The 21239-nt window shown below is 72.9% G+C and carries 19 protein-coding genes, 1 tRNA gene and 1 riboswitch; of the genes, 10 read left to right on the plus strand and 10 right to left on the minus strand.

Features of this window, described 5'->3' with window-relative positions; genetic code table 11:
- The first annotated feature begins 52 nt into the window (after positions 1-52).
- Positions 53-1057 (plus strand): ADP-ribosylglycohydrolase family protein, encoded by a 1005-nt coding sequence (locus DVK44_RS24260; RefSeq protein WP_181957512.1) that lies wholly within the window; start codon positions 53-55, stop codon positions 1055-1057.
- A 21-nt stretch (positions 1058-1078) separates the two neighbouring features.
- Here the strand turns inward: DVK44_RS24260 and DVK44_RS24265 are convergent, their stop codons facing one another.
- From DVK44_RS24265 to DVK44_RS24300, 8 genes are all read right to left on the minus strand, one after another.
- A complete protein-coding gene (locus DVK44_RS24265; protein WP_114661749.1) occupies positions 1079-1693 on the minus strand; it encodes a GNAT family N-acetyltransferase in 615 nt (204 codons plus the stop codon).
- A gap of 16 nt (positions 1694-1709) precedes the next feature.
- Entirely contained in the window at positions 1710-2816 is a 1107-nt protein-coding gene (locus DVK44_RS24270; RefSeq protein ID WP_228447356.1) for an amidase family protein, read from the minus strand.
- 106 nt (positions 2817-2922) lie between these two features.
- Entirely contained in the window at positions 2923-4380 is a 1458-nt protein-coding gene (locus DVK44_RS24275; protein WP_114661753.1) for a penicillin-binding transpeptidase domain-containing protein, read from the minus strand.
- Positions 4377-5795 carry an FtsW/RodA/SpoVE family cell cycle protein gene (locus tag DVK44_RS24280; protein ID WP_114661755.1) on the minus strand — a complete coding sequence of 473 codons (1419 nt, stop codon included), beginning with the start codon at positions 5793-5795 and terminating at the stop codon, positions 4377-4379. Before DVK44_RS24280 ends, DVK44_RS24275 begins: the two co-directional genes overlap by 4 nt.
- A gap of 116 nt (positions 5796-5911) precedes the next feature.
- Positions 5912-6340, minus strand: a complete 429-nt coding sequence (locus DVK44_RS24285; protein WP_114661757.1) for an SH3 domain-containing protein — start codon at positions 6338-6340, stop codon at positions 5912-5914.
- Between the two features lie 103 nt (positions 6341-6443).
- Complete coding sequence (locus DVK44_RS24290; RefSeq protein WP_114661759.1) at positions 6444-7841, minus strand: sensor histidine kinase; 1398 nt, start codon at positions 7839-7841, stop codon at positions 6444-6446.
- Positions 7838-8758 (minus strand): hypothetical protein, encoded by a 921-nt coding sequence (locus DVK44_RS24295; RefSeq protein WP_181957513.1) that lies wholly within the window; start codon positions 8756-8758, stop codon positions 7838-7840. The genes DVK44_RS24290 and DVK44_RS24295 overlap by 4 nt, the downstream gene beginning before the upstream one ends.
- A 98-nt stretch (positions 8759-8856) precedes the next feature.
- Positions 8857-9150, minus strand: coding sequence for a zinc-ribbon domain-containing protein (locus DVK44_RS24300; protein WP_114665405.1), 294 nt, complete (start codon positions 9148-9150; stop codon positions 8857-8859).
- Between the two features lie 160 nt (positions 9151-9310).
- Here DVK44_RS24300 and DVK44_RS24305 point away from each other — a divergent pair, with 160 nt between their 5' ends.
- Positions 9311-10189 carry a nuclease-related domain-containing protein gene (locus DVK44_RS24305; protein WP_114661761.1) on the plus strand — a complete coding sequence of 293 codons (879 nt, stop codon included), beginning with the start codon at positions 9311-9313 and terminating at the stop codon, positions 10187-10189.
- Between the two features lie 16 nt (positions 10190-10205).
- Here the strand turns inward: DVK44_RS24305 and ligD are convergent, their stop codons facing one another.
- Positions 10206-11111: a non-homologous end-joining DNA ligase gene (gene ligD, locus DVK44_RS24310; RefSeq protein WP_114661763.1), complete on the minus strand. Its 906-nt coding sequence runs from the start codon at positions 11109-11111 to the stop codon at positions 10206-10208.
- Positions 11112-11152: 41 nt separating this feature from the next.
- On the opposite strand from ligD, the gene ku reads away from it, so the two are divergent.
- Together ku and DVK44_RS24320 are read left to right on the plus strand one after the other, a co-directional pair.
- Positions 11153-12094, plus strand: coding sequence for a non-homologous end joining protein Ku (gene ku, locus DVK44_RS24315; protein ID WP_114661765.1), 942 nt, complete (start codon positions 11153-11155; stop codon positions 12092-12094).
- A gap of 115 nt (positions 12095-12209) precedes the next feature.
- A tRNA-Arg gene (locus tag DVK44_RS24320) sits at positions 12210-12281 on the plus strand.
- A 161-nt stretch (positions 12282-12442) separates the two neighbouring features.
- On the opposite strand, the gene DVK44_RS24325 is transcribed toward DVK44_RS24320, so the two are convergent.
- The gene (locus tag DVK44_RS24325; RefSeq protein ID WP_114661767.1) at positions 12443-13537 is read right to left on the minus strand and encodes a hypothetical protein; all 1095 of its coding nucleotides are present in this window, start codon (positions 13535-13537) and stop codon (positions 12443-12445) included.
- A 204-nt stretch (positions 13538-13741) separates the two neighbouring features.
- Positions 13742-13925: riboswitch (cobalamin riboswitch) on the plus strand.
- Between the two features lie 90 nt (positions 13926-14015).
- On the opposite strand from DVK44_RS24325, the gene DVK44_RS24330 reads away from it, so the two are divergent.
- The 6 genes from DVK44_RS24330 to DVK44_RS24355 all read left to right on the plus strand — a co-directional run bounded on the left by DVK44_RS24330 (position 14016) and on the right by DVK44_RS24355 (position 21171).
- A complete protein-coding gene (locus tag DVK44_RS24330) occupies positions 14016-15056 on the plus strand; it encodes an ABC transporter substrate-binding protein (RefSeq protein WP_114665407.1) in 1041 nt (346 codons plus the stop codon).
- A gap of 5 nt (positions 15057-15061) precedes the next feature.
- Positions 15062-16102: a FecCD family ABC transporter permease gene (locus tag DVK44_RS24335; RefSeq protein ID WP_408055412.1), complete on the plus strand. Its 1041-nt coding sequence runs from the start codon at positions 15062-15064 to the stop codon at positions 16100-16102.
- The gene (locus DVK44_RS24340) at positions 16099-17004 is read left to right on the plus strand and encodes an ABC transporter ATP-binding protein (RefSeq protein ID WP_408055357.1); all 906 of its coding nucleotides are present in this window, start codon (positions 16099-16101) and stop codon (positions 17002-17004) included. The genes DVK44_RS24335 and DVK44_RS24340 overlap by 4 nt, the downstream gene beginning before the upstream one ends.
- 16 nt (positions 17005-17020) lie before the next feature.
- Positions 17021-17548, plus strand: coding sequence for a GNAT family N-acetyltransferase (locus DVK44_RS24345; protein WP_114661769.1), 528 nt, complete (start codon positions 17021-17023; stop codon positions 17546-17548).
- A 151-nt stretch (positions 17549-17699) separates the two neighbouring features.
- Positions 17700-19241, plus strand: a complete 1542-nt coding sequence (locus DVK44_RS24350) for an ABC transporter substrate-binding protein (protein WP_114661771.1) — start codon at positions 17700-17702, stop codon at positions 19239-19241.
- A 67-nt stretch (positions 19242-19308) separates the two neighbouring features.
- Positions 19309-21171, plus strand: a complete 1863-nt coding sequence (locus tag DVK44_RS24355) for an ABC transporter permease subunit (RefSeq protein ID WP_228447357.1) — start codon at positions 19309-19311, stop codon at positions 21169-21171.
- Positions 21172-21239 lie beyond the last annotated feature (68 nt).

A 21239-nucleotide genomic window follows, 5' to 3' on the forward strand; every position in this document is an offset into this window, starting at 1 on the left:
TACGACGGAATAGGGCGGCGCGGGAGCGTCGGTACGCGGCACGATGGCCGGTATGACCGCCGGAAACCCCAACGCCCGACAGCCGGATTCCCGCAGAGACCCGGACCGCAGCTACGGCACCTACCGCAGCCCCGACCGCAACCACGACAGCGACCGCAGCCCCGACCGCAGCCCCGAAAGCCCCGACCGCGCCGCCGCCGCCCGGCGCAGTCTCGAAGGGCTCGCCCTGGGCGACGCCTTCGGTGAGCGCTGGTTCCCGCTGTTCCGCGAGCCGCAGCGCGCGTACGCCGAGATCCGGGCCAGGGAGACTCCGGCGGAGCCCGAGTGGCCCTGGACGGACGACACCGCGATGGCGCTCGCCGTCCACCGCGTGCTCGACGAGTGCGGCGTGGTCGACCAGGAGCGGCTGGCGCTCGCGTTCGCCCTCGCGTACGACGCAGACCCGGGCCGGGGCTACGGATACGGCATGCACATGCTGCTGCCCGCGCTCCTCGCGGAACCGGCGCGCTGGCGCGCCCTCGCGGGCGGGCTGTTCGACGGCGGCGGCAGCCTCGGCAACGGCGCGGCCATGCGGGTGGCGCCCCTGGGTGCTCGGTTCGCGGACGACCTCGGTCTCGTCGCCGAACAGGCCGCGCTCTCGGCCGAGGTGACGCACGCCCACCCGCAGGGCATCGCGGGCGCGGTGGCGGTCGCCGTGGCGGCGGCCCTGTCCGTACGGTCCGAGCTGACCGTCGCGGCGGTCGCGGAGGCCACCCCGCCCGGCCCGGTGCGCGACGGCCTCGCCCGCGCCGCCGAACTCCCCTTCACCACCGAGCCCGTGGCCGCCGCCGCACTCCTCGGCAGCGGTCGCGCGATCCGCGCCGACGACACCGTCCCCTTCGCGGTCTGGACGGCGGCCCGCCACCGCGACGACCTGACGGCCGCGCTCTGGTCCACGGCGGAGGGCTCCGGCGACACCGACACCACGTGCGCCATTACGGGAGGCATCGTCGCGGCCCGTACGGGTACGGGCGCCGTCCCGGCGGTATGGCGCGCCCGCCGGGAGCCGCTGGGGTAGGGGGCGAGAGGGTGGGCGGGGTTACGGCACCGATGGCACCGACGGCGCGGCTGCGCCCGTACGCGTAGCCGTAGCCGTAGCCGTAGCCGTAGCCGTAGCCGTACCCGTACCCGCGCCCCCTCCCGCACCCGGCGATCGGACCATGTACACGTCGATCGGATCCTCGCGCTCCACCGTGAACCCATGGCGCTCGTACAGCCGTCGCGCCCGGCTCCCCTGCACGACGTCCAGCCGTACGGGCGCGCCCGCCGCGTCCGTCGCCGCCAGCAGCGACCGCAGGACGGCCGTGCCGAGGCCCCGGCCCTGGACGGCGGGGGAGAGGTAGAAGTGCTCCAGCCACCAGCCGGAGGCTCCTTCTCCGCCGGTCCCGTCCCCGACGCCGTCCCCGCCCTGGGGCCGGAGCGTGACGCAGCCCGCGAAGGCGCCCTCCGGCCCCAGCACCACCGAGGTGTGTCCCGGCGCGAACGAGTCCCGCAGCCGCTGCCGCACCCGGTGCGCGTCGAAGCGGCCCAGCCGCTCCAGATCCGGCCGCATCACCGTCGCGCGCAGCTCGGCGATCGCCTCGATGTCCGCCTCTTCGGCGGGGCGGAGGGCCCAGAGGGGAGAGGTTGGCGACACCACCGCATGTATGTTCATGCGCGAGATTGTATTCCTATGCAAGCTGTGGAGGTGCAGTCAGGTACCGCTCGGCCACCACGGCCGTTTCGAGAAGCGCCACATCGGCCCCGCGCGCCATCACGAGCTGGAGCCCCACCGGGCATCCGTCCGCCGTGAACCCGGCCGGAATGCTCGCCGCCGGATGGCCGCTCAGGTTGAACGCCCAGGTCAGGGCGGTGGAGAAGGTCTGCTCACCGGGGCCCTCGTGGCCGTGCGGGCGGTTGGGGGTGACCGGCGTGATCAGCAGCGGGGTACGGGTGAAGAGCGCGTCGAGCGTCCGGTCGTTCGCGGCCCGGGTCCCGTCCGGCCCGTTGCCTCGGATCCCGGCCGCCAGTCGCTCGCCACCGGGCGACCGTACGGCCGTCCATGCCTGGTGCGGGTCCAGCAGGGCGAACGGCCGCCCCGGGTCCGTATCGAGTCGTACGACCCCCGCCGCCGTCAGCCGGTCCACGGCCGTCCGTACCACTGCGGCGACCTGCGGATCGACCTCGGCGAAGCCCAGGTCGGCGGAGTACACGGCCGGTACGGGAAGAGGTACGGGCGGAGACAGCGACAGGGGCGACGCGTCGTCGAAAATCCACCGCAGCCACCCCCGCGCCTCCGCCGCCGACCTCGCCAGCACCCCCGCCGCCGCCAGCCCCGTACGGTCCGGGGACGGCAGCAGCCCGTTCGTCGTCTTCAGCCCGAACACCCCGCACCAGGCCGCCGGGATCCGCACCGAACCCGCGCCGTCGCTCCCCGTCGCCAGCGGCACCATGCCCGCCGCGACCGCGACCGCCGCACCGGCCGAGGAACCGCCGGGGGTGCGGTCCGCGCGGTAGGGGTTGACCGTACGGCCGTGCCGGCCCAGCCCCCACGTCTGCCAGTACGTGCCCGGCCCCGGCACCGCCGTCGCGCCGACCGGGACGGCGCCCGCCGCGATCAGCCGCCGTGCCGCGTACGAACGGATGCCGGCCGGCCCCTTCACCGCGAACGGCCGCCCCGCGAGGGGCAGCGCCCGGTCCACCGCCGCCGCGCGCTCCCGCGCCTCGTCCTCCCAGACGTCGATGAACGCGCACAGCTTGCGGTCCCGCTCCGCGATCACCGCCAGCGCCTCGGCCACCTCCCGTACAGGCCCACCCGGTACAGGCCCTCCGCGTGCAGGTCCACCCCGTACCCGCCCACCCCGTACCGGCCCACCCCGTATGTGCTCGTCCCGCATACCGTCCTCACCTTCCCAACGCCTTCTCCATCACCGCCCGCGCGATCGGCGCCGCGTCGCCGCCCCCGCTGATGTCCGCCCGGTCCGCCGCCGCGTCCTCCACGACGACCGCGACCGCCACGGCGGGCCGGCCCGAGTTGCCCGCCTGGGCCCAGGCGATGAACCAGGCGTACGGCAGACCGGAGTTGCCCACTCCGTGCTGCGCCGTGCCCGTCTTGCCGCCGACCGTCGCGCCGTCGATCGCGGCGTTCGTGGCCGTACCGTCCTCGACCGTGTCGATCATCATCCGCCGGAGCCGGTTCGCCGTCAGCGGGTTCATCGTCCGGCCGTAGGTGCGCTGGCCCGTACGGGAGACGACGCGGCCGTCAGCGGCGAGCGTGCGGTCCACCAGATAGGGGTATTTCAGCTCGCCACCGTTCGCGACGGCCGCCGCGACCATCGCCATCTGGAGCGGGGTGGCCCGGGTGTCGAACTGGCCGATCGAGGAGAGCGCCAGCTGATCGTCGCTCATCTCCGTGTCGAAGTGCGACGCGGCGACCCCGGACGGGATCCTGAGCCCGCTGTCGTTGAAGCCGAACTTCCGTGCGGTGTCCAGCATGCCGGTGAGCCCGGTGCGCACCCCGAGCCCGGCCATGACCGAGTTGCAGGACCATCTGATCGCGTACTCCAGTGATGCCCGGTCGCACCCCTCCGCCTCGTTGGGGAGGACCGTGGCCGTCCCCGGCAGGACGTACGGCTCCTCGATGTCCGTCGGGGCGGCCACGTCCGTGACCGTCCCGGCGTCCAGCGCCGCCGCGGCCGTCACGATCTTGAAGGCCGAGCCCGGCGGATACGTCTGCCGGATGGCCCGGTCGAGCATCGGCTGCGCGCTGTCGCCGGTCAGCCGGGTCCAGGCGTCGGTGACCGCCGTACCCGTGCCGGAGAGCAGCCCCGGATCGTACGACGGGCTGCTGACCAGCGCCAGGATCCGGCCGCTGAACGGCTCGATCGCCGCGACCGCGCCGCGCCGCCCGGCCAGCCCGTCGTACGCGGCGCGCTGCATGGCGCCCTTGATGGTGGTGGCGACCTGGCCGCCGGGCTGCCGGCTCCGGGTGATCTCGTGCCAGAAGGGGAACGGGGCGAGCATCGGGTCCGTACCGGACAGGAGGGCGTCCTCGGCGTTCTCCAGCAGGGTCGTGCCGTACGTCTGGGAGGCGTAGCCGGTGACGGGTGCGTACAGCGGGCCCTGGGTGTACGTGCGCTCGTAGCGCAGCGGCTGCCGGGTGTCCCGGGAGCCGGTGACGGCCTTGCCGTCGACCAGGATGGGGCCGCGCGGCTCCGCGTAACGGGCCACGGTGGCGCGGCGGTTGGCGGGGTTACGGTCGAGGGAGTCCGCTTCGACGAGCTGGATGCGGGCGGAGTTGACGAGCAGGGCGGCGAGCAGGAGGAGGAAGAAGGCGGCGATGCGCCGGATGTAACGGGTCATGAGCCGGCCTCCGTACGGTTGTCGTGGCGGTCATCGCCATCGCCATCGAGCCCCGCGCCCGCACCCCGTGAGGGCTCGGGCCGTGGTCTGCGCGCCGAGTCGCTCAGCCGCATCAGCAGCGCCACGATCGCCCAGTTGGTGACGACCGACGAGCCGCCCTGCGCCAGGAACGGCATCGCCATGCCGGTCAGCGGGATCAGCCCCATCACCCCGCCCGCGATCACGAACACCTGGAGGCCGAGGATGGCGGAGAGTCCGACGGCGAGGAGTCGGCCGAACGGGTCGCGCAGCGAGAGCCCCGTCCGCAGACCGCGCGCCACGAGCAGCGCGTACAGCAGGAAGATCGCGGTGAGCCCCACGAGGCCCAGCTCCTCGCCCGCCGTCGCCAGGATGAAGTCCGACTTGGCGGCGAAGCCGATGAGGATCGAGTGGCCGAGCCCCAACCCGGTGCCGGTCAGGCCGCCGGCGGCGAACGCGAAGAGGGACTGCGCGAGCTGGCCGGGGCCGCGGCCCGCGTTGATGGAGGCGTACGGGTCGAGCCAGTCCTGGACGCGGCTGTGGACATGCGGTTCGAGCGAGCCGACGGCGAACGCGCCCACCGCCGCGAGGGCCAGCCCGACCGCGATCCACCCCGTCCGCCCGGTCGCCACGTACAGCATGATCACGAAGAGCCCGAAGAAGAGCAGCGAGGTGCCCAGATCCCGTTCGAGGACGAGGACGACGACGCTGAGCAGCCAGATCGCGACGAGCGGGCCGAGCACCCGCCCGGTGGGCAGCTGGAGCCAGGGGAGCCGCCGCCAGAGCCGGCGGCCGGTGTAGGCGAGGGCGTTGCGGTTGGTGGCGAGGTACGCGGCGAAGAAGACCGCGAGCAGCACCTTGGCGAACTCGCCGGGCTGGAACGAGAATCCGCCGAACCTGATCCAGATCTTCGCCCCGTTCACGGCGGGGAAGAAGATCGGCACGATCAGCAGCACCAGCGCGGTGGCGACCGAGAGATACGCGTACCGCTGGAGCACGCGGTGGTCGGGCAGGAAGGCGACGACCGCGATGAAGAGCGCGGCGCCGAGCGTCGACCAGACGAGCTGGGTGGGGGCGGCGCTGTCGCCGGGGGTCTCCAGGTCGAGCCGGTAGATCAGCACGAGCCCCAGGCCGTTGAGGAGCACCGCGATGGGCAGGAGGAGCGGGTCCGCGTACGGCGCGCGCAGCCGGACCACGAGATGCGCGAGGAGGGCGAGCGCGCCGAGTCCGGCCCCGTAGACGGCCGCGTCGGGCGGCAGCGCGTGGTGCTTGCCGAGGCCGACGGCCAGGTAGCCGAGGACGGCGATGAGGACGGCGCCGACGAGGAGCGCGAGTTCGACGCCCCGGCGCCTGGGGACGGGCGGCGCGGGCGGGGGGTCGGCCGTCGTGGCGGTCATCCCGGCAACGTAGCAAGGCGGCATGCCCTATGTCCGCTTATGTGGGGACGCGTATGCGCGGACGCGTACGTGGGGGCATGCCGCCGTGCCGATCGAGCCGTTCGAGCCGTGACGGCTCAGCAGGTGTGCGGTACGGGACCGATGTTGCGGATGTAGTGAGCCGACGCCCACGCCCAGCGGCCGTCCGCCAGGAGGTACCAGTTGGGGTTGCCGTCGACGTAGTCCGTCTGGACGCGGCAGAAGATCTGCACGATCTCGCCGTACGCGACCGAGCCGACCGTCCGCGCGCTGCGGTACGGCTTGTCGTGCAGCAGCAGCCCGGTCCTGGCGATGACCTCGCCGCGGAACTCGCCCGGGGACGCCTGGACGCCGACGGTGTCGTCGGCGGAGGCGGCGTGGCCGGACGCGGTGTGGTCGGCCGAGGTGGCGCTGTCGGCCGGGGTGGCGGCGGCCGTGGGCGCGACGGTGGTGAGGGCGAGGGCCGCGGCGGCGAGGGTGGTGACGGTGAGGGTGGTGACGGTACGGCCGAGGGAACGCACGCGCATGGTGACTCCTGTAACTCCGTGGGGGGCGAGGCGCCTGTGGGGCGAGGTGCCTGTGGTGCTCGCGTGGTGTCACGCTAGGTCGGCCGCGTAAAGTCCGCATTTTTTACGGCGGATGGTCCGCTCCGCCGTCCCGCCCATCGCCCCGCCCACCGGTCGGCGGCTGAGGCACTACGGGCGACACGGGGGATACGGCGGGCGGTACGTACGCGGGCAGCGTGAGCCGGGCCAGCGCGCCGCCGTCCGGGGCGTTGCCGAAGACCAGCTCCGCGCCGATCACGGCGGCCTGGCCGGCGGCGATGGTGAGCCCGAGCCCGTGGCCCTTGCCGCCACCGGGACCCGCCGTCTCCGTACGGAAGCGCTGCGGCCCGTGCTCCAGCAGGTAGGGCGGATATCCCGGGCCGTGATCGCGTACGGTCACGGCCGGCCCGTCCATGGTCAGGACCACGGGCGGTCGGCCGTGCCGGTGGGCGTTGGAGACGAGGTTGCCGAGGACCCGCTCCAGCCGGCGCCGGTCGGTCTCGACGGCGGCGTCGCGGACGATCCGTACCTCCGTGGCGCCCGGGGTGCCTCTGGTGTCCATAGGCCCCGTGGTGCCGGCGGTGTTCGGGCTGCCCGCCGTCCGTACCACCCGTTCGACCAGCGGTCCCAGGTCGTGGACGGCCAGATCCACCTGTTCCGTACGGGCGTCGAGGCGGGAGATCTCCAGCAGATCCTCCGTCAGCGTGCGCATCGTCCGGACCCGCTCCCGCACCATCTCGGTCGGCCGGCTCGCGGGCAGCAGCTCGGCGGCGGCGGAGAGGCCGGTGAGCGGGGTGCGCAGTTCGTGGGCGACATCGGCGGTGAAGCGCTGTTCGCTCAGCAGCTTGGCCTGGAGGGTGGCGGCCATGGTGTCCAGCGCGGCCGAGACGGTGGCCACCTCGTCCTGCGGCCGTGAACGGCCCTTCGTCCGCGGGTCGTCGACGCGCGCGTCGAGATCGCCCGCGCTGATCCGCCGGGCCACCTGGGCCGTCAGATGCAGCCGCCGGGTGACGCGCGTGACGGCGAACGCGCCGACGAGGAGCGTGGCCCCGATGGCGAGGGCGGAGGAGCCCAGGATGGCCTGGTCGAGGTTGGTGATGGTGTTCTGGCTGAGCGAGTAGTCGACGCGGGCCGCGAGCGCCCTGCCGTCCGCCGGACCGGCCGCCCACATGGTGGGGCGCCCCTCGAAGTCCCCGACCATCGTGCCGCGCCGGCCGCTCTCCGCGAGGATGCGCAGCGGCTCGGGCAGCCCGGGCGCGTCCAGCCCGGCGAACCGGGGGAGCGGCTCGCCGGCCTCGTACGTCTGGGTGACGTTCATCAGCCGGGAGAGTGCTTTGTCGCGCGCGGAATTGACGGTCTGGCGGGTGACGGAGACATGGACGAGCGCGCCGAGGAGCGCGGCGAGCGCGCAGCACATCACCGTGATGAAGACGGCCGCCTTCCAGGTGAGGGTGGCGGTCCAGGCGGGCGGACGGAGCCTCATCGGCGCTCCGGCGGGGGGAGGGCGTCATGGCCGATGTGGCGCATGGGCCAGGCGAGACCAGGGAGTTCGGTGAGCCCTGTGAGCTTTGCCGACCCGGAGCGTTCGCCCGGCCCGTCCGTCTCCCGTGGGCGTACCGGCAGCTCCGTAACGGTGCCGTCCGGTGTCGGCGCCGGTGACCGGTCGGCCGGGACGATCTCGTCGCGGGTGGGGAGCATCGTGCCCCGGCGGCCGTCCCACGACCAGGCCGTCCGGTACTCGTACCCCGGGATGCCCGCCGAGACCACGCGCAGGATCAGGTCCCGGCCCGCCAGTTCCGCGCCGACGACCTGGTCGGCGGTGGACATGATCCGGGTCAGCCCGCCGTTCTCGGCGGTGTAGCAGCGGACCGCGAGCTGCTGGTACGGCAGCTCGATGCCGATGATCAGATCGGCGCGGCCGTCGCCGGTGAGGTCGTGGTGGTACGCGGTGAGGACCGGGCAGCCGGCGGGAGCGGCGGGGGCCGCGCCCGGGCCCCTGCCCCCGTTCCCGCCCCCGCCCGCGCTCGTCGTCGTACCGGCTCCACAGGCCGCGAGCCGGGCGGCGGTCCGCTCGGGGAGTCCGTCGACGCCGGTGAGGTCGTTCGGGTGGGCGGCGGCCTCCGCCCGTACGACGGTGACCGGGCTCAGCGAGGTGAGGTCGTTGTGGGGGACCTTGATGCCGGGCACCCGGTCGCGGGTGCTCTCCCCGAAGTCGAGGGGAGGCGCCGAGATGGGCGGCAGACCGGGCCACAGACGTACCGGACCGATGGCGGTCGGCGTCGGGCCCGCGCTTTTGAGCCCGCTCTGACCGGCGCACGCGGCCAGGACCCCGGAAAGGACGCAGGCCAGGGCCCCGGAAAGGGCCGGCGTCAGCGCGGCGGCGGTGCGGCGAGGGGACAAGACGCTCCTGGGCACGGGAACGGAGTCGGTTGCTCCGTCACTTTATGACCAGAAGGTGTTTTAAGTCGCTTAAGTCGCTTTTCAGTGTCGGTGGGGGTTCAGTGCCGGTGGGGGTCGGACTGCGCCGGGCGGCCGGTGCCCTGTCCGCCGTCCCGCTCCGTGCCCCCGGCCAGCAGCCGGTCCGCCTGCTCCTCGGTCAGCTGCTGTTCCGCGCCGCAGAACGTGCACTGTGTGGCGTACTTCGTGGAGAAGGCGAAGAGCGGCACGAAGAACAGCGTGAACTTCGTGACGCGCTTGGTGAGCGTGTGGGCCGACGGATTGCCGCACTGGCCGCAGATGAGGGTGAGTATCGCCAGTTGGTGGAGGTAACCCTTGGTGCCGAACAGGAGGATCATGACCGGTTCGCCTTCCGTGTCGGTCGATGGCGCGTGTGCTGTCGATGGTGCGTGTGCTGGAGAGTGTGCCGCACGGCCGTCTTGTCGCGGGGGTGGGCGGACTGTTCCCATGGGGATGAGGACGTAAGGGACACGGGGGACGTGGGGATGGGGAAAGATGACCGGATTGCGCGTCACGCCGGGCGGCCGGCCGGACCCCGGACGGCTGTACGTCAGCCGGCGGGACGGCGGCGCGACCGTCGCCTGGTACGACCAGGATGCCGCCCGGGTGAGCCTGTTCCCAGGGGCGGGACGTGACGAGGTGCTGGCCGCCCTCGCGCCGTACGTCACCGGTGAGGTGACGGTCGGGCCGCCCCCGGTCCCGACCCCCGCCGACCTCGACCGGCTCGCGCTGCACCCCGACGACGACCTCGCCCCCAACCGGCCGGGCGAGGCGCTGTACGGCGCGCTGGAGGCGGCGCCGGACGCCGGGCGGGCCCGGCTGACGGCCCGGCTGCGCCAGGACGCGCGGCGTACGGCACTGGCCGCGCAGCGCGCCGTGGGCGAGCAGCTCGACCTGCTGGAGGGCGCGGGGTGGCGGGTCCTGCACTCGATCCCGCTGCCGGGGGCGACGGCGCTGGCCGTCCCTGCCTCGGGCGGCGCTGCGGGCACGGTCGTGCCGGGCGCCGCCGCCGCCCGGATAGACCACCTCGCGATCGGCCCGGCCGGGGTGCTGGCGATACGGACCGTCGCCGCCCGGAAGCACGCGGTCCGGATCGCCGACCCGATGGTCCGTACGGGGCGCGCCGCGCCGCTGCCCCGGCTGCGCTGGGCCCGCCAGGCCGCCGAGCGCGCGTCGCTCGCGCTGGCCGGGCCCGTCCTTCCCGTACTGGCGGTGTACGCGCCGGAGGCGCTCGATCCGGCCCCGGCGGATGTGCGGGTGCTGCGGGAGACCGAGATCGCGGCGCTGGCGGATCTCGGGGGCGTGCTCAAACCGGCGGAGATCGAGGCGCTGTACGCGCTGGCGCGGGACCGCGGGACGTGGGCGCGGGTGTGAACACCCTTCACGGGTCTCATGACGCGAAGACGGGCAGGGGCCGCGCGCGCTCCGGGTCGAGGAGACCGCCGAGAAGGTCGCCGTACCGCTCCAGCCGGGCGGCGATGTCGCCGAGCCGGAAGACGAGCCGTCCCGCGTCCCCGGAATCCCCGCAGCCGGCGATCTCGTCCCAGGTCACCGGCGTGGAGACGGTCGGTTCCGGCCGGGCGCGCAGGGTGTAGGGGGCCGCGGTCGTCTTGGCGGCGGCGTTCTGGCTGAAGTCGACGAAGACCTTCCCGGGCCGCAGCGCCCGCCCCATCCGGTGGACGACCAGCTCCGGCATCGCCTGCTCCGCCTCGACGGCCAGGGTCCTCGCGTACGCCGAGACCGTCTCGGACGGCGTACGGACCAGCGGTACGAGCACATGCAGCCCCTTCGCGCCCGAGGTCTTCGCGTACGCCTCCAGACCGTCCGCGCCGAGCCGTCCGCGCAGCCAGCGCGCGACCGCGCAGCACTCGACGACGGTGGCGGGCGCGCCGGGGTCGAGGTCGAGGAGAAGCCGGTCGGCATGGCCGGGCGCCTCCGTACGCCACTGGTGGGTGTGGAACTCCACGACCAGGTTCGCTGCCCACATCAGCGCCGCGAGACCGGTCACGACCACCTGCCGGCCGCTGTCGGCGGATTTGCGCGGCACCTCCGCCACCTCCACCCAGCCGGGGGTGCCGGGCGGCGGGTTCTTGGTGAAGAAGCGCTGGCCGTCGGGGCCGTCGGGGTAGCGCAGGAAGGAGACGGGCCGGCCGGCGAGATGGGCCAGCAGAGGGGCGGCCGTACGGGCGTAATAGTGCAGAACCTCGCCCTTGGTGGTGCCGGTGGCGGCGTACAGCACCTTGTCCAGATTGCTGAGCGCCAGGCTCCGCCCCTCCACCTCTGTGATAGGCGTCATACGATGAGAATCCCATGATTGTGTGACGAAAGGGATGGAACGTGCGATCCATATGGAACGGCGCGATCTCCTTCGGGCTGGTCAGCATCCCGATCAAGCTGGTCAACGCCACCGAGAACCACTCGATCTCCTTCCGTCAGATCCACAAGGAGGACGGCGGCCGGATCCGCTACCGCAAGGTCTGCGAGCTGGACGGCGAGGAGGTGGCGGCGCCGGACATCGGCAAGGCGTACGAGGACCCGGGCGGCGTGATGATCCCGATCACCGAGGACGACCTGGCGGCGCTGCCGCTGCCGACGGCGAAGACGATCGAGATCGTGGCGTTCGTCCCGGCGGCGTCGATCGATCCCCTCCAGATGGACACGGCGTACTACCTCTCCGCGAGCGGCGTGCCGGCGGCCAAGCCGTACACGCTGCTGCGCGAGGCCCTGAAGCGCAGCCGGAAGGTCGCGATCGCCAAGTTCGCCCTGCGGGGGCGGGAGCGGCTGGGCATGCTCCGGGTCGTCGACGACGTCATCGTCATGCACGGCCTGCTCTGGCCGGACGAGATCCGCGCCCCCGAGGGCGTCGCGCCCGAGACCGAGGTGACGGTACGGGACGCCGAACTCGACCTGGCCGACGCCCTGATGGACACCCTGGGCTCGGTCGAACTCGACACCCTCCACGATGACTACCGCGAGGCCGTCGAGGAACTCATCGCCGCCAAGGCCGAGGGCGCCCCGGCCCCGCGCCCCACCGAGCCCGCGTCCGGCGGCGGCCGGGTCATCGACCTGATGGCGGCGCTGGAGAACAGCGTCAGGGCGGCGAAGGAGGCGAGGGGCGAAGCGGGCGCGGCATCCGACACGGCCGAGGTGGCCGACGTCACCCGCCTCCCGACGAAGAAGAAGACCACGCCCGCCAAGCGCACGGCCAAGAAGGCGGCAACCAAGAAGACCACCGCGAAGAAACCCCCCACCCCCCGCCCCAAACGCACCTCCGCCTGACCCCCCACAGCCTCCCGGCGGCCCTCCCCACCACCCCGGAATACCGTTCACGGCCACCCCGCCGGAGCTGGTAGTGTTTCCTTCGTCGCCAAGCAACACGGACGACAGGCAACACGCCCCCGTAGCTCAGGGGATAGAGCATCGGCCTCCGGAGCCGGGTGCGCAGGTTCGAATCCTGCCGGGGGCACTTCGCAAGAAGTGCCGGAAAGACCTCGCCTTCAGCCATCGCGCTGAACGCGGGGTCTTTTGCTTGCCACGCCCGGATCGCTGAGGCGCCCCCTCTCGGTGGCGCGCCTCGGCGACCTGAGGCCCGGAGAACCCTCCCGTCACGTCGCGGCGGATCTCACGTCATGCCGACCAGAGTTCCCGCATGCGTTCCCGCCTCTCCAGCGAAGCGGGCAGGCGCCGGAAGCCGCTGGTCGGCTCGCGGTGGATGACATCGATTCCGTACCGGTGCAGCAGTTCTACATCAGCGCGTGCTGGTTCGAGGGGGAACAGCGCTCCGAGTCGCTCCACCGGCCGCGGACTGTGCGGAGCGTAATCCAGCAACTGGGACAGGGCCTGGCGAGTGTGGAGACGCGTGGGTTTGCTCTTGGCCTCGATCAATTCGGTGCCCTTTGTGTCCGATACGTAGATGTCGCTTATTCCCGAAGGGCAGTAGAAGCGAATCGGAGTGCGGCCCTGAGCGATCAGGTGTTGCCTGAATTCACTGACGAGCCGGGATTCGTGACGCTCGACGACAATCAGGCCGTGGGCACGTTCGTAAGTGGTGCGGTGCGTGCGCACTTCTTCCGCCGCGGCGATACGCACGGGGTCTCTGGCCGGAAGGGCGGGAGTGGAGTTGGTGACGGGGCTGGGGATGGGGATGCGGCTTGAGCTGAGGCTGGGGTGCTCCGACGGTTCCGACGGCTCCGGGGCTGTGGTGGCCGGGCTCCATGCCGTGCCGGGCGTAATCATGAACTCTTCGAGGACGGAGCGGGCCTGGTGGTCCCGCAGCACCAGCTGACCGGGAAACACGTGATTCGACTTGTAGCCGATCGCCGCGTTCAGTTCGAGGTAGCTGATGTCGGAGGGGGCGAAGTCCAGCAGGCTGTATACGATGTGCCAGCTCTTCTCGTGGCTCTCCGGCTTCCAGAGCCGGTCGGCGAGGGCGCCATTTCGGAATACCGCACCGACTTCGCCCACGGCAAGGACTTGATTCCGGCCGGTGAACAAGACGATATCGCCGGTCGTGACATCGGCCATCTTTTTTTCGTGGCGCGCCCTGGCTCCCCAGAAACGAGCCTTCTTCTCCGGGTGCAGGGCAGCGAGTCGCTCGCGCTGCTCCGGTGTGAGCAACTCGTCGTAGCGGGGCTCGGCGAAGGGGACTTCCTGGTCGATGGTGTCGGCCCAGTGACGCTGGGCTCCGGAGCTTCCGTACGACGGGGAGACGAGCACCCGCACAGGGGCACTTCCCTTCAAGGAGGAGGTGAGAGGGGGAGCGAGAGGGATTGGGAGGGAAAGGGGCGGGGCGACGAGAGGAGGGGACAGGACGAGGAGAAAGCGGTGGCAGCTGCCAACAGGCGGGAGGAACAGGGTAATTCAGCGGTGGTTCCGGGCAAGGCCCGCTCTGGGCGTGTGCACCGTCCGGGCCTGCGAAAACGCCTGTGATAGCTTGCCGAGGCCAGTCGAACCCATGTACGTGGGTCAGGGAATCCGGTGGGAATCCGGAGCTGACGCGCAGCGGTGAGGGTGACGGGCGTGGCATCGGCCACTGGGCGCTGGGCGTCCGGGAAGGCGCCTCGTCCGGGTGATCCCGAGTCCGAAGACCTGCTGGCCCCTCCGTCCCTGTTCGGGGGCGGGGGAGCACCGTACGAACGGGCTCCGCGCATGGGCCCTCGAACGCAGAGGATCTTCCGTGCTGAACGCGCGCCCCTTCCGTATGTCTGTTGTGCCCGCCGCCCTGCTCGTCGCGGGGGCGTTGACGCTCACCGCCTGTGGGGGGGACGGGGAGAAGTCAGCGGTGTCGGGCAAGGCCGCCTCGGGGGGCGGGTATCCCGTCAGCCTCAAGAACTGCGGGCAGACCGTCACCGTCAAGGCCGAGCCCCGGCAGGCCGTCTCGCTCAATCAGGGCACCACCGAGATCATGCTCACGCTCGGGCTCGCCGACCGGATGGCCGGGACCGCGACCTGGACCGATCCGCTGCCCAAGGCGCTGGTCAAGGCCAATGCCGAGGTGCCGCGGCTGGCCGACAACAACCCCTCCTTCGAGAAGGTGCTCGACGCCGAGCCCGACTTCGTCGCCTCCTCCTTCATCTCCACCCTGGGCAAGGGCGGCGTCGCCACGCGGGCGCAGTTCGAGAAGCTCGGTGTGCCGACGTACATCTCCCCGGCCGACTGCACCAAGAACGACAAGGTCGTGGGCACCGACGGCGCCCGCTCCACCCCGCTGACCATGGACGTCATCTACGAAGAGGTCGAAGACCTCGCCAAGGTCTTCGGCGTGGAGAAGCGCGGCGCGGAGGTCGTCGCCTCGCTGAAGGCGCGGATGGCCGCGGCCGTGGAGGGGATCGATCCCGTCAAGGCCAAGAAGACCACCGTCCTCTACTGGTTCGCGAACTCCGACTCCCCCTACATGGCCGGCTGCTGCGGCGCCCCCGGGATCATCACCAACGCGGTCGGCGCGAAGAACATCTTCGACGACACCCAGGACGAATGGCCCCAGATCAACTGGGAGACCGTCGCCGACCGCAACCCCGACTTCCTCGTCATCGGTGACCTCACGCGCAAGTCGCAGACCGCCGAGACCGCCGAGAAGAAGATCGAGTTCCTGGAGACCAACCCGGTCACCAAGAAGATGGACGCCGTCAAGAACAAGCGGTACGTACTGCTCAGCGGCCAGGCGATGAATCCGACCATCCGCACCGTCGAAGGGGTCGAGAAGGTCGCCGCCGCGCTGCGCGCGTACGCGCCCGCCAAGTGAGCGGCGTGCGCGTCACCGGCGTACGAGGGACCGGCATACGGCAGGCTTCGCTGGCCTGCGGTGGCCTCGGGCTGCTGCTGCTCTCCGTCGCGCTCGCCATCACCATCGGCCCCGCCGACATCCGCGTCGGTGACGTCTGGTCCGTCGTCGCCGCCCACCTCGGCATCGGCGAGTCGCACGTCACCCCGATCCGCGACGGCATCGTCTGGAACCTGCGGCTGCCACGGACCCTCCTCGCCGCCGTGTGCGGTGCCGGGCTCGCCGTGTGCGGCGCGGTCATGCAGTCGCTGCTGCGCAACCCGCTCGCCGACCCCTTTGTGCTCGGCGTCTCGTCGGGGGCCTCGACCGGCGCCGTGCTGGTCGTCGTCCTCGGGGTCGGCGGGGGAGTGGTCTCGCTGTCCGCCGGGGCGTTCCTCGGGGCGCTGCTGTCGTTCGCGATGGTGCTGCTGCTGAGCCACACCCTCGGCGGTACGACGGACCGGGTGGTGCTCTCCGGGGTCGCGGCGATGCAGCTCTTCTCCGCGCTCACCTCGTTCGTCGTCATGACCTCGGCCGACGCCGAGACCACCCGCGGCGTGCTGTTCTGGCTGCTCGGCTCGCTCAGCGGCGCGGGCTGGACCGACGTGTGGGTCTGCGCCGCCGTACTCGCGCTCGCGCTGGTCGTCTGCGGCGGGTACGCCCGTACCCTCGACGCCTTCGCGTTCGGCCAGGACGCGGCGGCCACGCTCGGTGTCTCCGTCGGCCGTACGCGGCTGGTGCTGCTCTGCGTCACGGCGCTGCTGACGGCCGCGCTGGTCAGCAGCGCGGGGGCGATCGGCTTCGTCGGGCTCGTCCTGCCGCACGCCGCCCGCGCGCTGGTCGGCCCCGGGCACGCCAGGCTGCTGCCGGTCACGGCGCTGGCCGGGGCGGTGTTCCTGGTGTGGGTCGACACCCTGGCCCGTACCGTTCTCGATCCCCAGGAGGTACCGGTGGGTGTGGTGACATCGCTGATCGGTGTGCCGGCGTTCGTGCTCGTCCTCTACCGGGGGCGGCGGATCGCGTCGTGAACACTGCCGATGTGGGCCATGGTGCGGTAAGCGGCGGGCTGCGCGCCGAGCGTGTCTCCCGTACGGTCGCCGGCCGGCTCATCCTCGACGGCGTCGGCCTCGCGCCCGCGCCCGGCTCCACCCTCGGGCTCCTCGGACCCAACGGCTCCGGCAAGTCCACCCTCCTGCGGATCCTCGCCGGGGTCCTCGCGCCCGCCTCCGGTGTTGTCACCCTCGACGGCCGTCCGCTGGCCGACGTCGGCCGCCGCGCCGTCGCCCGGCGGGTCGCCGTGGTCGAGCAACAGACCGACACCCAGGTCGAGTTGACCGTACGGGACGTGGTGCGCCTCGGCCGCGTACCGCATCGGCGCGCCTGGGCCACCGCGTCGGCGGGCGACGAGGCGGCCGTCGCCACGGCCCTGGAGCGTACGGGGCTGACGGGCCGGGAGGGGCAGTCCTGGCACACCCTCTCCGGCGGTGAGCGCCAGCGCGTCCAGATCGCCCGCGCGCTCGCCCAGGACCCGCGCGAACTCCTCCTCGACGAACCGACCAACCACCTCGACATCCAGCACCAGCTCGATCTGCTGAACCTCGTCGCCACGCTCCCCGTCACCACCGTCATCGCGCTGCACGACCTGAACCTCGCGGCGATGTACTGCGACCAGGTCGTGGTCCTCCGCGCGGGCCGCGTCGTCGCCGCCGGGCCGCCCGGTGACACCCTCACCGAGGAGCTGATCGCGGACGTCTACGGCGTACGCGCCACCGTCACGCCCGAAGGGCCCGACGGCCGGCCGCATGTGCGGTTCCTGGGGACGGTGGCGGGGGGCTCGCAGGTGACGGTGGCGGGGGCCCCGCCGGTAAGGGGTGACTCATCCGCCCCGGACTCGGGTGACTCACCTCACGCGGAGTCCCTCCACCCTTAATGCGTATGATGCGCAAGTGCCCAGCTATCGCATCCGTACCGCGACCCCCGCCGATCTCGACGCCGCGCGCGCCGTGATGCTCGACACCGTCTACCGGGACTTCGGTACGGGTTATGTGCCGCGCTGGCACGCCGACATCATCGATCCGGCGGCCTTCTATCTCGCCCCGCCGCGTCACACCCTCCTCGTAGCCGTCGACGAGGAGGACGGCGGCGCCGTCGCCGGGGTCGCCGCGCTCGACTCGCGGGGGCCCGCCCATCCCCCCAACCCCGCCTGGCTCGCGGAGCGTTACCCGTCCGGCGAGACCGCCCAGCTGCGCCGCGTATACGTACGGCCCGACCATCGGCGCCGGGGTCTCGCGCGCGAGCTGGTGCGGGAGCTGATGGGCTTCGCCGCGGCGGACGGTGGGTATCGCTCCGTGTATCTGCACACCGACCCGGCCGTTCCGGGGGCCGAGGCGTTCTGGCGGTCCATGGGCAAGGCGGTGTGCGATGAGCGCGAGGACGGCGGCGAGACCGTTCATTTCGAGATACCTCTCGGCTGAGGCGTCTCGCTCGCCTGAGTTGTCTTGGCTGGGTCGTCTCGGCTGAGTCGTCTCGGCTGAGGCGGCGACCCGGGGTGCTTGTGAAAATGATTGTCATGTAATCTCTCGTTCGTCCGACCCGAACAGCCCCGCAGAACAGAGAACGAGGACCATGCGCTCCGTCCGACGCCGCCGGTTGGCCGCCGGCCTGCTGCTCACCCCCCTGCTCGCGCCCCTGCTCTCCGGCTGCTTCGCCTCGGGCCCGGACTCCTCCGGCACCTCGTCCGCGAAGGACTCCGCGAAGGGGTCCGCCGACGGCAAGCGGCTGCGCGTCGCGCTCGCCTTCCCGCCCGCCGAGAACCTCTCCCCGTACGGCGCCGACGCGACCCTCCTCAGCCGGCTCGGCGTCACCGAGGGGCTGACGAGGCTCGACGGGAACGGAGCCGCCGCGCCCTCCCTCGCCGAGTCCTGGACCAGGGAGAACAGCCGCAGCTGGCTGTTCACACTCCGCGACGCGCGCTTCCAGGACGGCACCGCCGTCACGGCCGAGGCCGCCGCCGCCTCCCTCACCCACGCCGCCGCGGCGACCCCCATACCGTCCGCGCTCACCGGTGTCACGCTGACCGCCGAGGCGGCAGGCGAGGGGCGGGTACGGGTCACGACCGCCAAGCCCGACCCCGTACTGCCGCTGCGGCTCGCCGGACCCAGCCTCGCCGTGCTCTCCCAGAAGGCGTACGGCAAGGACGGCAAGGCCACCCCGATCGCCACCGCCACCGGCCCCTTCGAACTGACCAAGGTCAACGGCTCCACCTCCGCCACCCTCGACCGCTTCGACGACTACTGGGGCGGCCGGGCCCAGGCGTCCGGCATCGACGCCAAGTTCATCGCCGACGGCACGGCCCGCGCCAACGCGCTGCGCAGCGGCGAGGAGGACATCGCGGAGGCCGTACCCGTCGCGCAGGCCGCGTCCCTGGCCCAGGGCACCGCGCGCGAAGTGCCCACCTCCCGCACCACCAGCCTCCTCCTCAACACCCGTTCCGGGCCGTTCGCCGACCCGGCGGTCCGGGCCGCCGCCCGCGCGGCGCTGGACACCTCCGTACTCGCCAAGAACGTCTTCGAAGGCCACGCCGACCCCGGCCAGGGCATCTTCGGACCCGCGCTGAGCTGGGCCGCGGGCAAGCGCGTCGCCCCGGTCGGACGGGCGAAGGCGGCGAGCGCGGGCGCGGTCAAGGGGACGACGGTCAGCCTCGCCACGTACGACAACCGGCCCGAGCTGCCCGAGGTCGCGCAGGTGCTCCAACAGCAGCTGGAGAAGGCCGGGTTCACGGTCAAGCTGACCGTACGGGAGTACTCGCGGCTCGAAAGCGACGCGCTCGCCGGGAAGTTCGACGCCGTCGTCGCCGCGCGCAACACCATGCTCGACACCGGCGACCCGGTCTCCATCCTCGCCTCCGACTACACCTGTGACGGCACCTACAACCTGGCCCGCCTCTGCGACAAGGCCGTGGACAAGGCCGTCGCCGCGGCCGACGCCACCGCCGACCCGGCGAAGCGGCAGGACGCGGCGATGGCGGCCGAGGCGCGGATCCTGGGCGCGGACGCGGTCGTTCCGCTCGTACACCAGCGGAACATCGTGGGCGTCGCCGACGCCGTACGGGGCGTGGTCCTCGACCCGTACGAGCGCGCTCTCGTCGCCACCGGCACGCGGCGCTGATCCGAGCATGCCGCGTTTCGTGTCACGTGTTGTGCCGCGTGTTCCGGGGCGTTTTGCGGGGCGTTCTGTGCCGCGTCATCTGAGGCTCACCGCGCTTCCCGGGCTGGCCGTCCTGTGGCGGGCCGTCCTCGCGGGCGGTCTGCTGTGCGCGATCGGGCTGCTGCCCTGGCTCTCGCGCACCGACCCCGCGCTGACCGTCCTCAAGGCGCGGTCCGCCGAGCGCGACCCCGCGCCCGAGGTGCTCGACGCGATACGGGACCAACTCGGCCTCGGCGCCGGGCCCGTCCATCTCCTCGGGCAGTGGCTCGGCGGCCTCGCGCACGGCGACGCGGGCCACTCCTGGATCTCCGGCGCCGCCGTACTGCCCGCCGTCGTCCAGTCCCTGGGCGCGTCGCTGCTGCTCATGGGCGCGGCGATGGCGGTCGCGCTGGTCACGGCGTGCGCCGTGTGCGCCCGTACACTCCGGCGCGGAGCCGGCCGGCGGGGGCGCCCGGCGCGCGCGGGCGGCGCGGCGGCGATGGTCGCCTCGCTCCCCGAGTTCCTCACCGCGTCCGTGCTGGCCACCGTGGTCGGCGTCCAGCTCGGCTGGCTGCCCGCGCTCGGCTGGTACGGGCCGAAGTGGCTGATCCTGCCCGCGCTCGCGCTCGGCGTACCCGCCGGCGCACTGCTCGGGCGGCTGCTCGACGACGCGCTCCCCGGCGCATTCGCCGAACCATGGGCGCTGGCCGCGACCGCGCGCGGCATACCGGAGCGCCGCATCGCCCGCCAGGCGGTACGGCGCTGCTTCCCCGGACTGCTGCCGAACCTCGGGCTGTTCGTTGTCGGGCTCACCGGCGGGGCGGTCGCCGTCGAGCAGATCTTCGACATACCCGGGCTGGGCCGGCTCACGCTCCAGGCCGCGATCGCGCAGGATCTGCCCGTACTCCAGGCCGGTACGCTCGCGCTCCTGCTGCTCGCGGCGGCCGCGGGCGGCGCGGCGCGGGGCTTGGCGCGGCTGCTGCTCGGCCCCGTCCTGCGCGACGGCGCGCTCCAGTCCCCGCACCGGCCGCGGCCCGGCCGCTCCGTAATGCCCCTGGTGTACGGGGTGCCGCTGCTGGCCGTCATCGGCGCCGGGCTGGCGCGCGATCCGCTGGCGCTGGACACGGCCGCGCGGCTGCGGGCGCCGTCCTGGGCGCACCCGTTCGGTACGGACGCGCTGGGGCGCGACGTGCTGGCCCGGGTCGGGCACGGCGCGCTCACCACGCTCGCCCTGGCGCTGGCCGTGAGCGCCGCCGCGCTGCTGATCGGGGTGGTGCTGGGGCTGCTGCCGAAGGTGTCGGGCCCGGCGGTCGACACGGTCAACGCCATCCCGCCGGTGCTCGCCGGGCTGCTGGTCGTCGGGGTCGCGGGCAGTGGCCCGTACACCCCGGCGCTGGCGGTGGCCGCCGTCGCGTGGGCGCCACTGGCAGCGCACGCCGGCGCGCTGCTCACGCAGGAACGGGCCACCACGCATCTCGCCGCGACGCGCGCGCTGGGCGCGGGACCGCTGCATCTGCTCCGCCACGACCTGCTCCCCGCCGTACTCCCGCCCGTCACCCGGCACGCGCTGCTGCGGCTGCCCGCGGTGGCGCTGGCGCTGGCGTCGCTGGGCTTCCTCGGCCTGGGCGCGCAGCCGCCGGACCCGGAGTGGGGCCTGCTGCTCGCCGAGAACCTCCCGTACGCGGAACGCGCCCCCTGGGCCGTACTGGCCCCGGCCGCGGCGCTGGCGCTGCTGGGCGCGCTGGCGGTCTCGGCGGCGGGCGGGGTACGGCTGCCGGGGCGGCGGGGGCGGGGGACTGCTGACCTGGGTCCCGGGAACGGCCGGGCGCGTCCGGAGGAGCACGAGGCGGACGAGGCGTCCCGTGTCCGTAAGCCTGTGTACGCGGCCTCCGGGCCGAAGGGGGAAGTGTGACCGGCGAGCGACGAGTACGGGAGACGGCGGGGGAGACGGATCCCGGGGCGGCAGCGGAGACGGCCGGG

The sequence above is a fragment of the Streptomyces paludis genome (assembly GCF_003344965.1).
GTDB lineage: Bacteria > Actinomycetota > Actinomycetes > Streptomycetales > Streptomycetaceae > Streptomyces > Streptomyces paludis.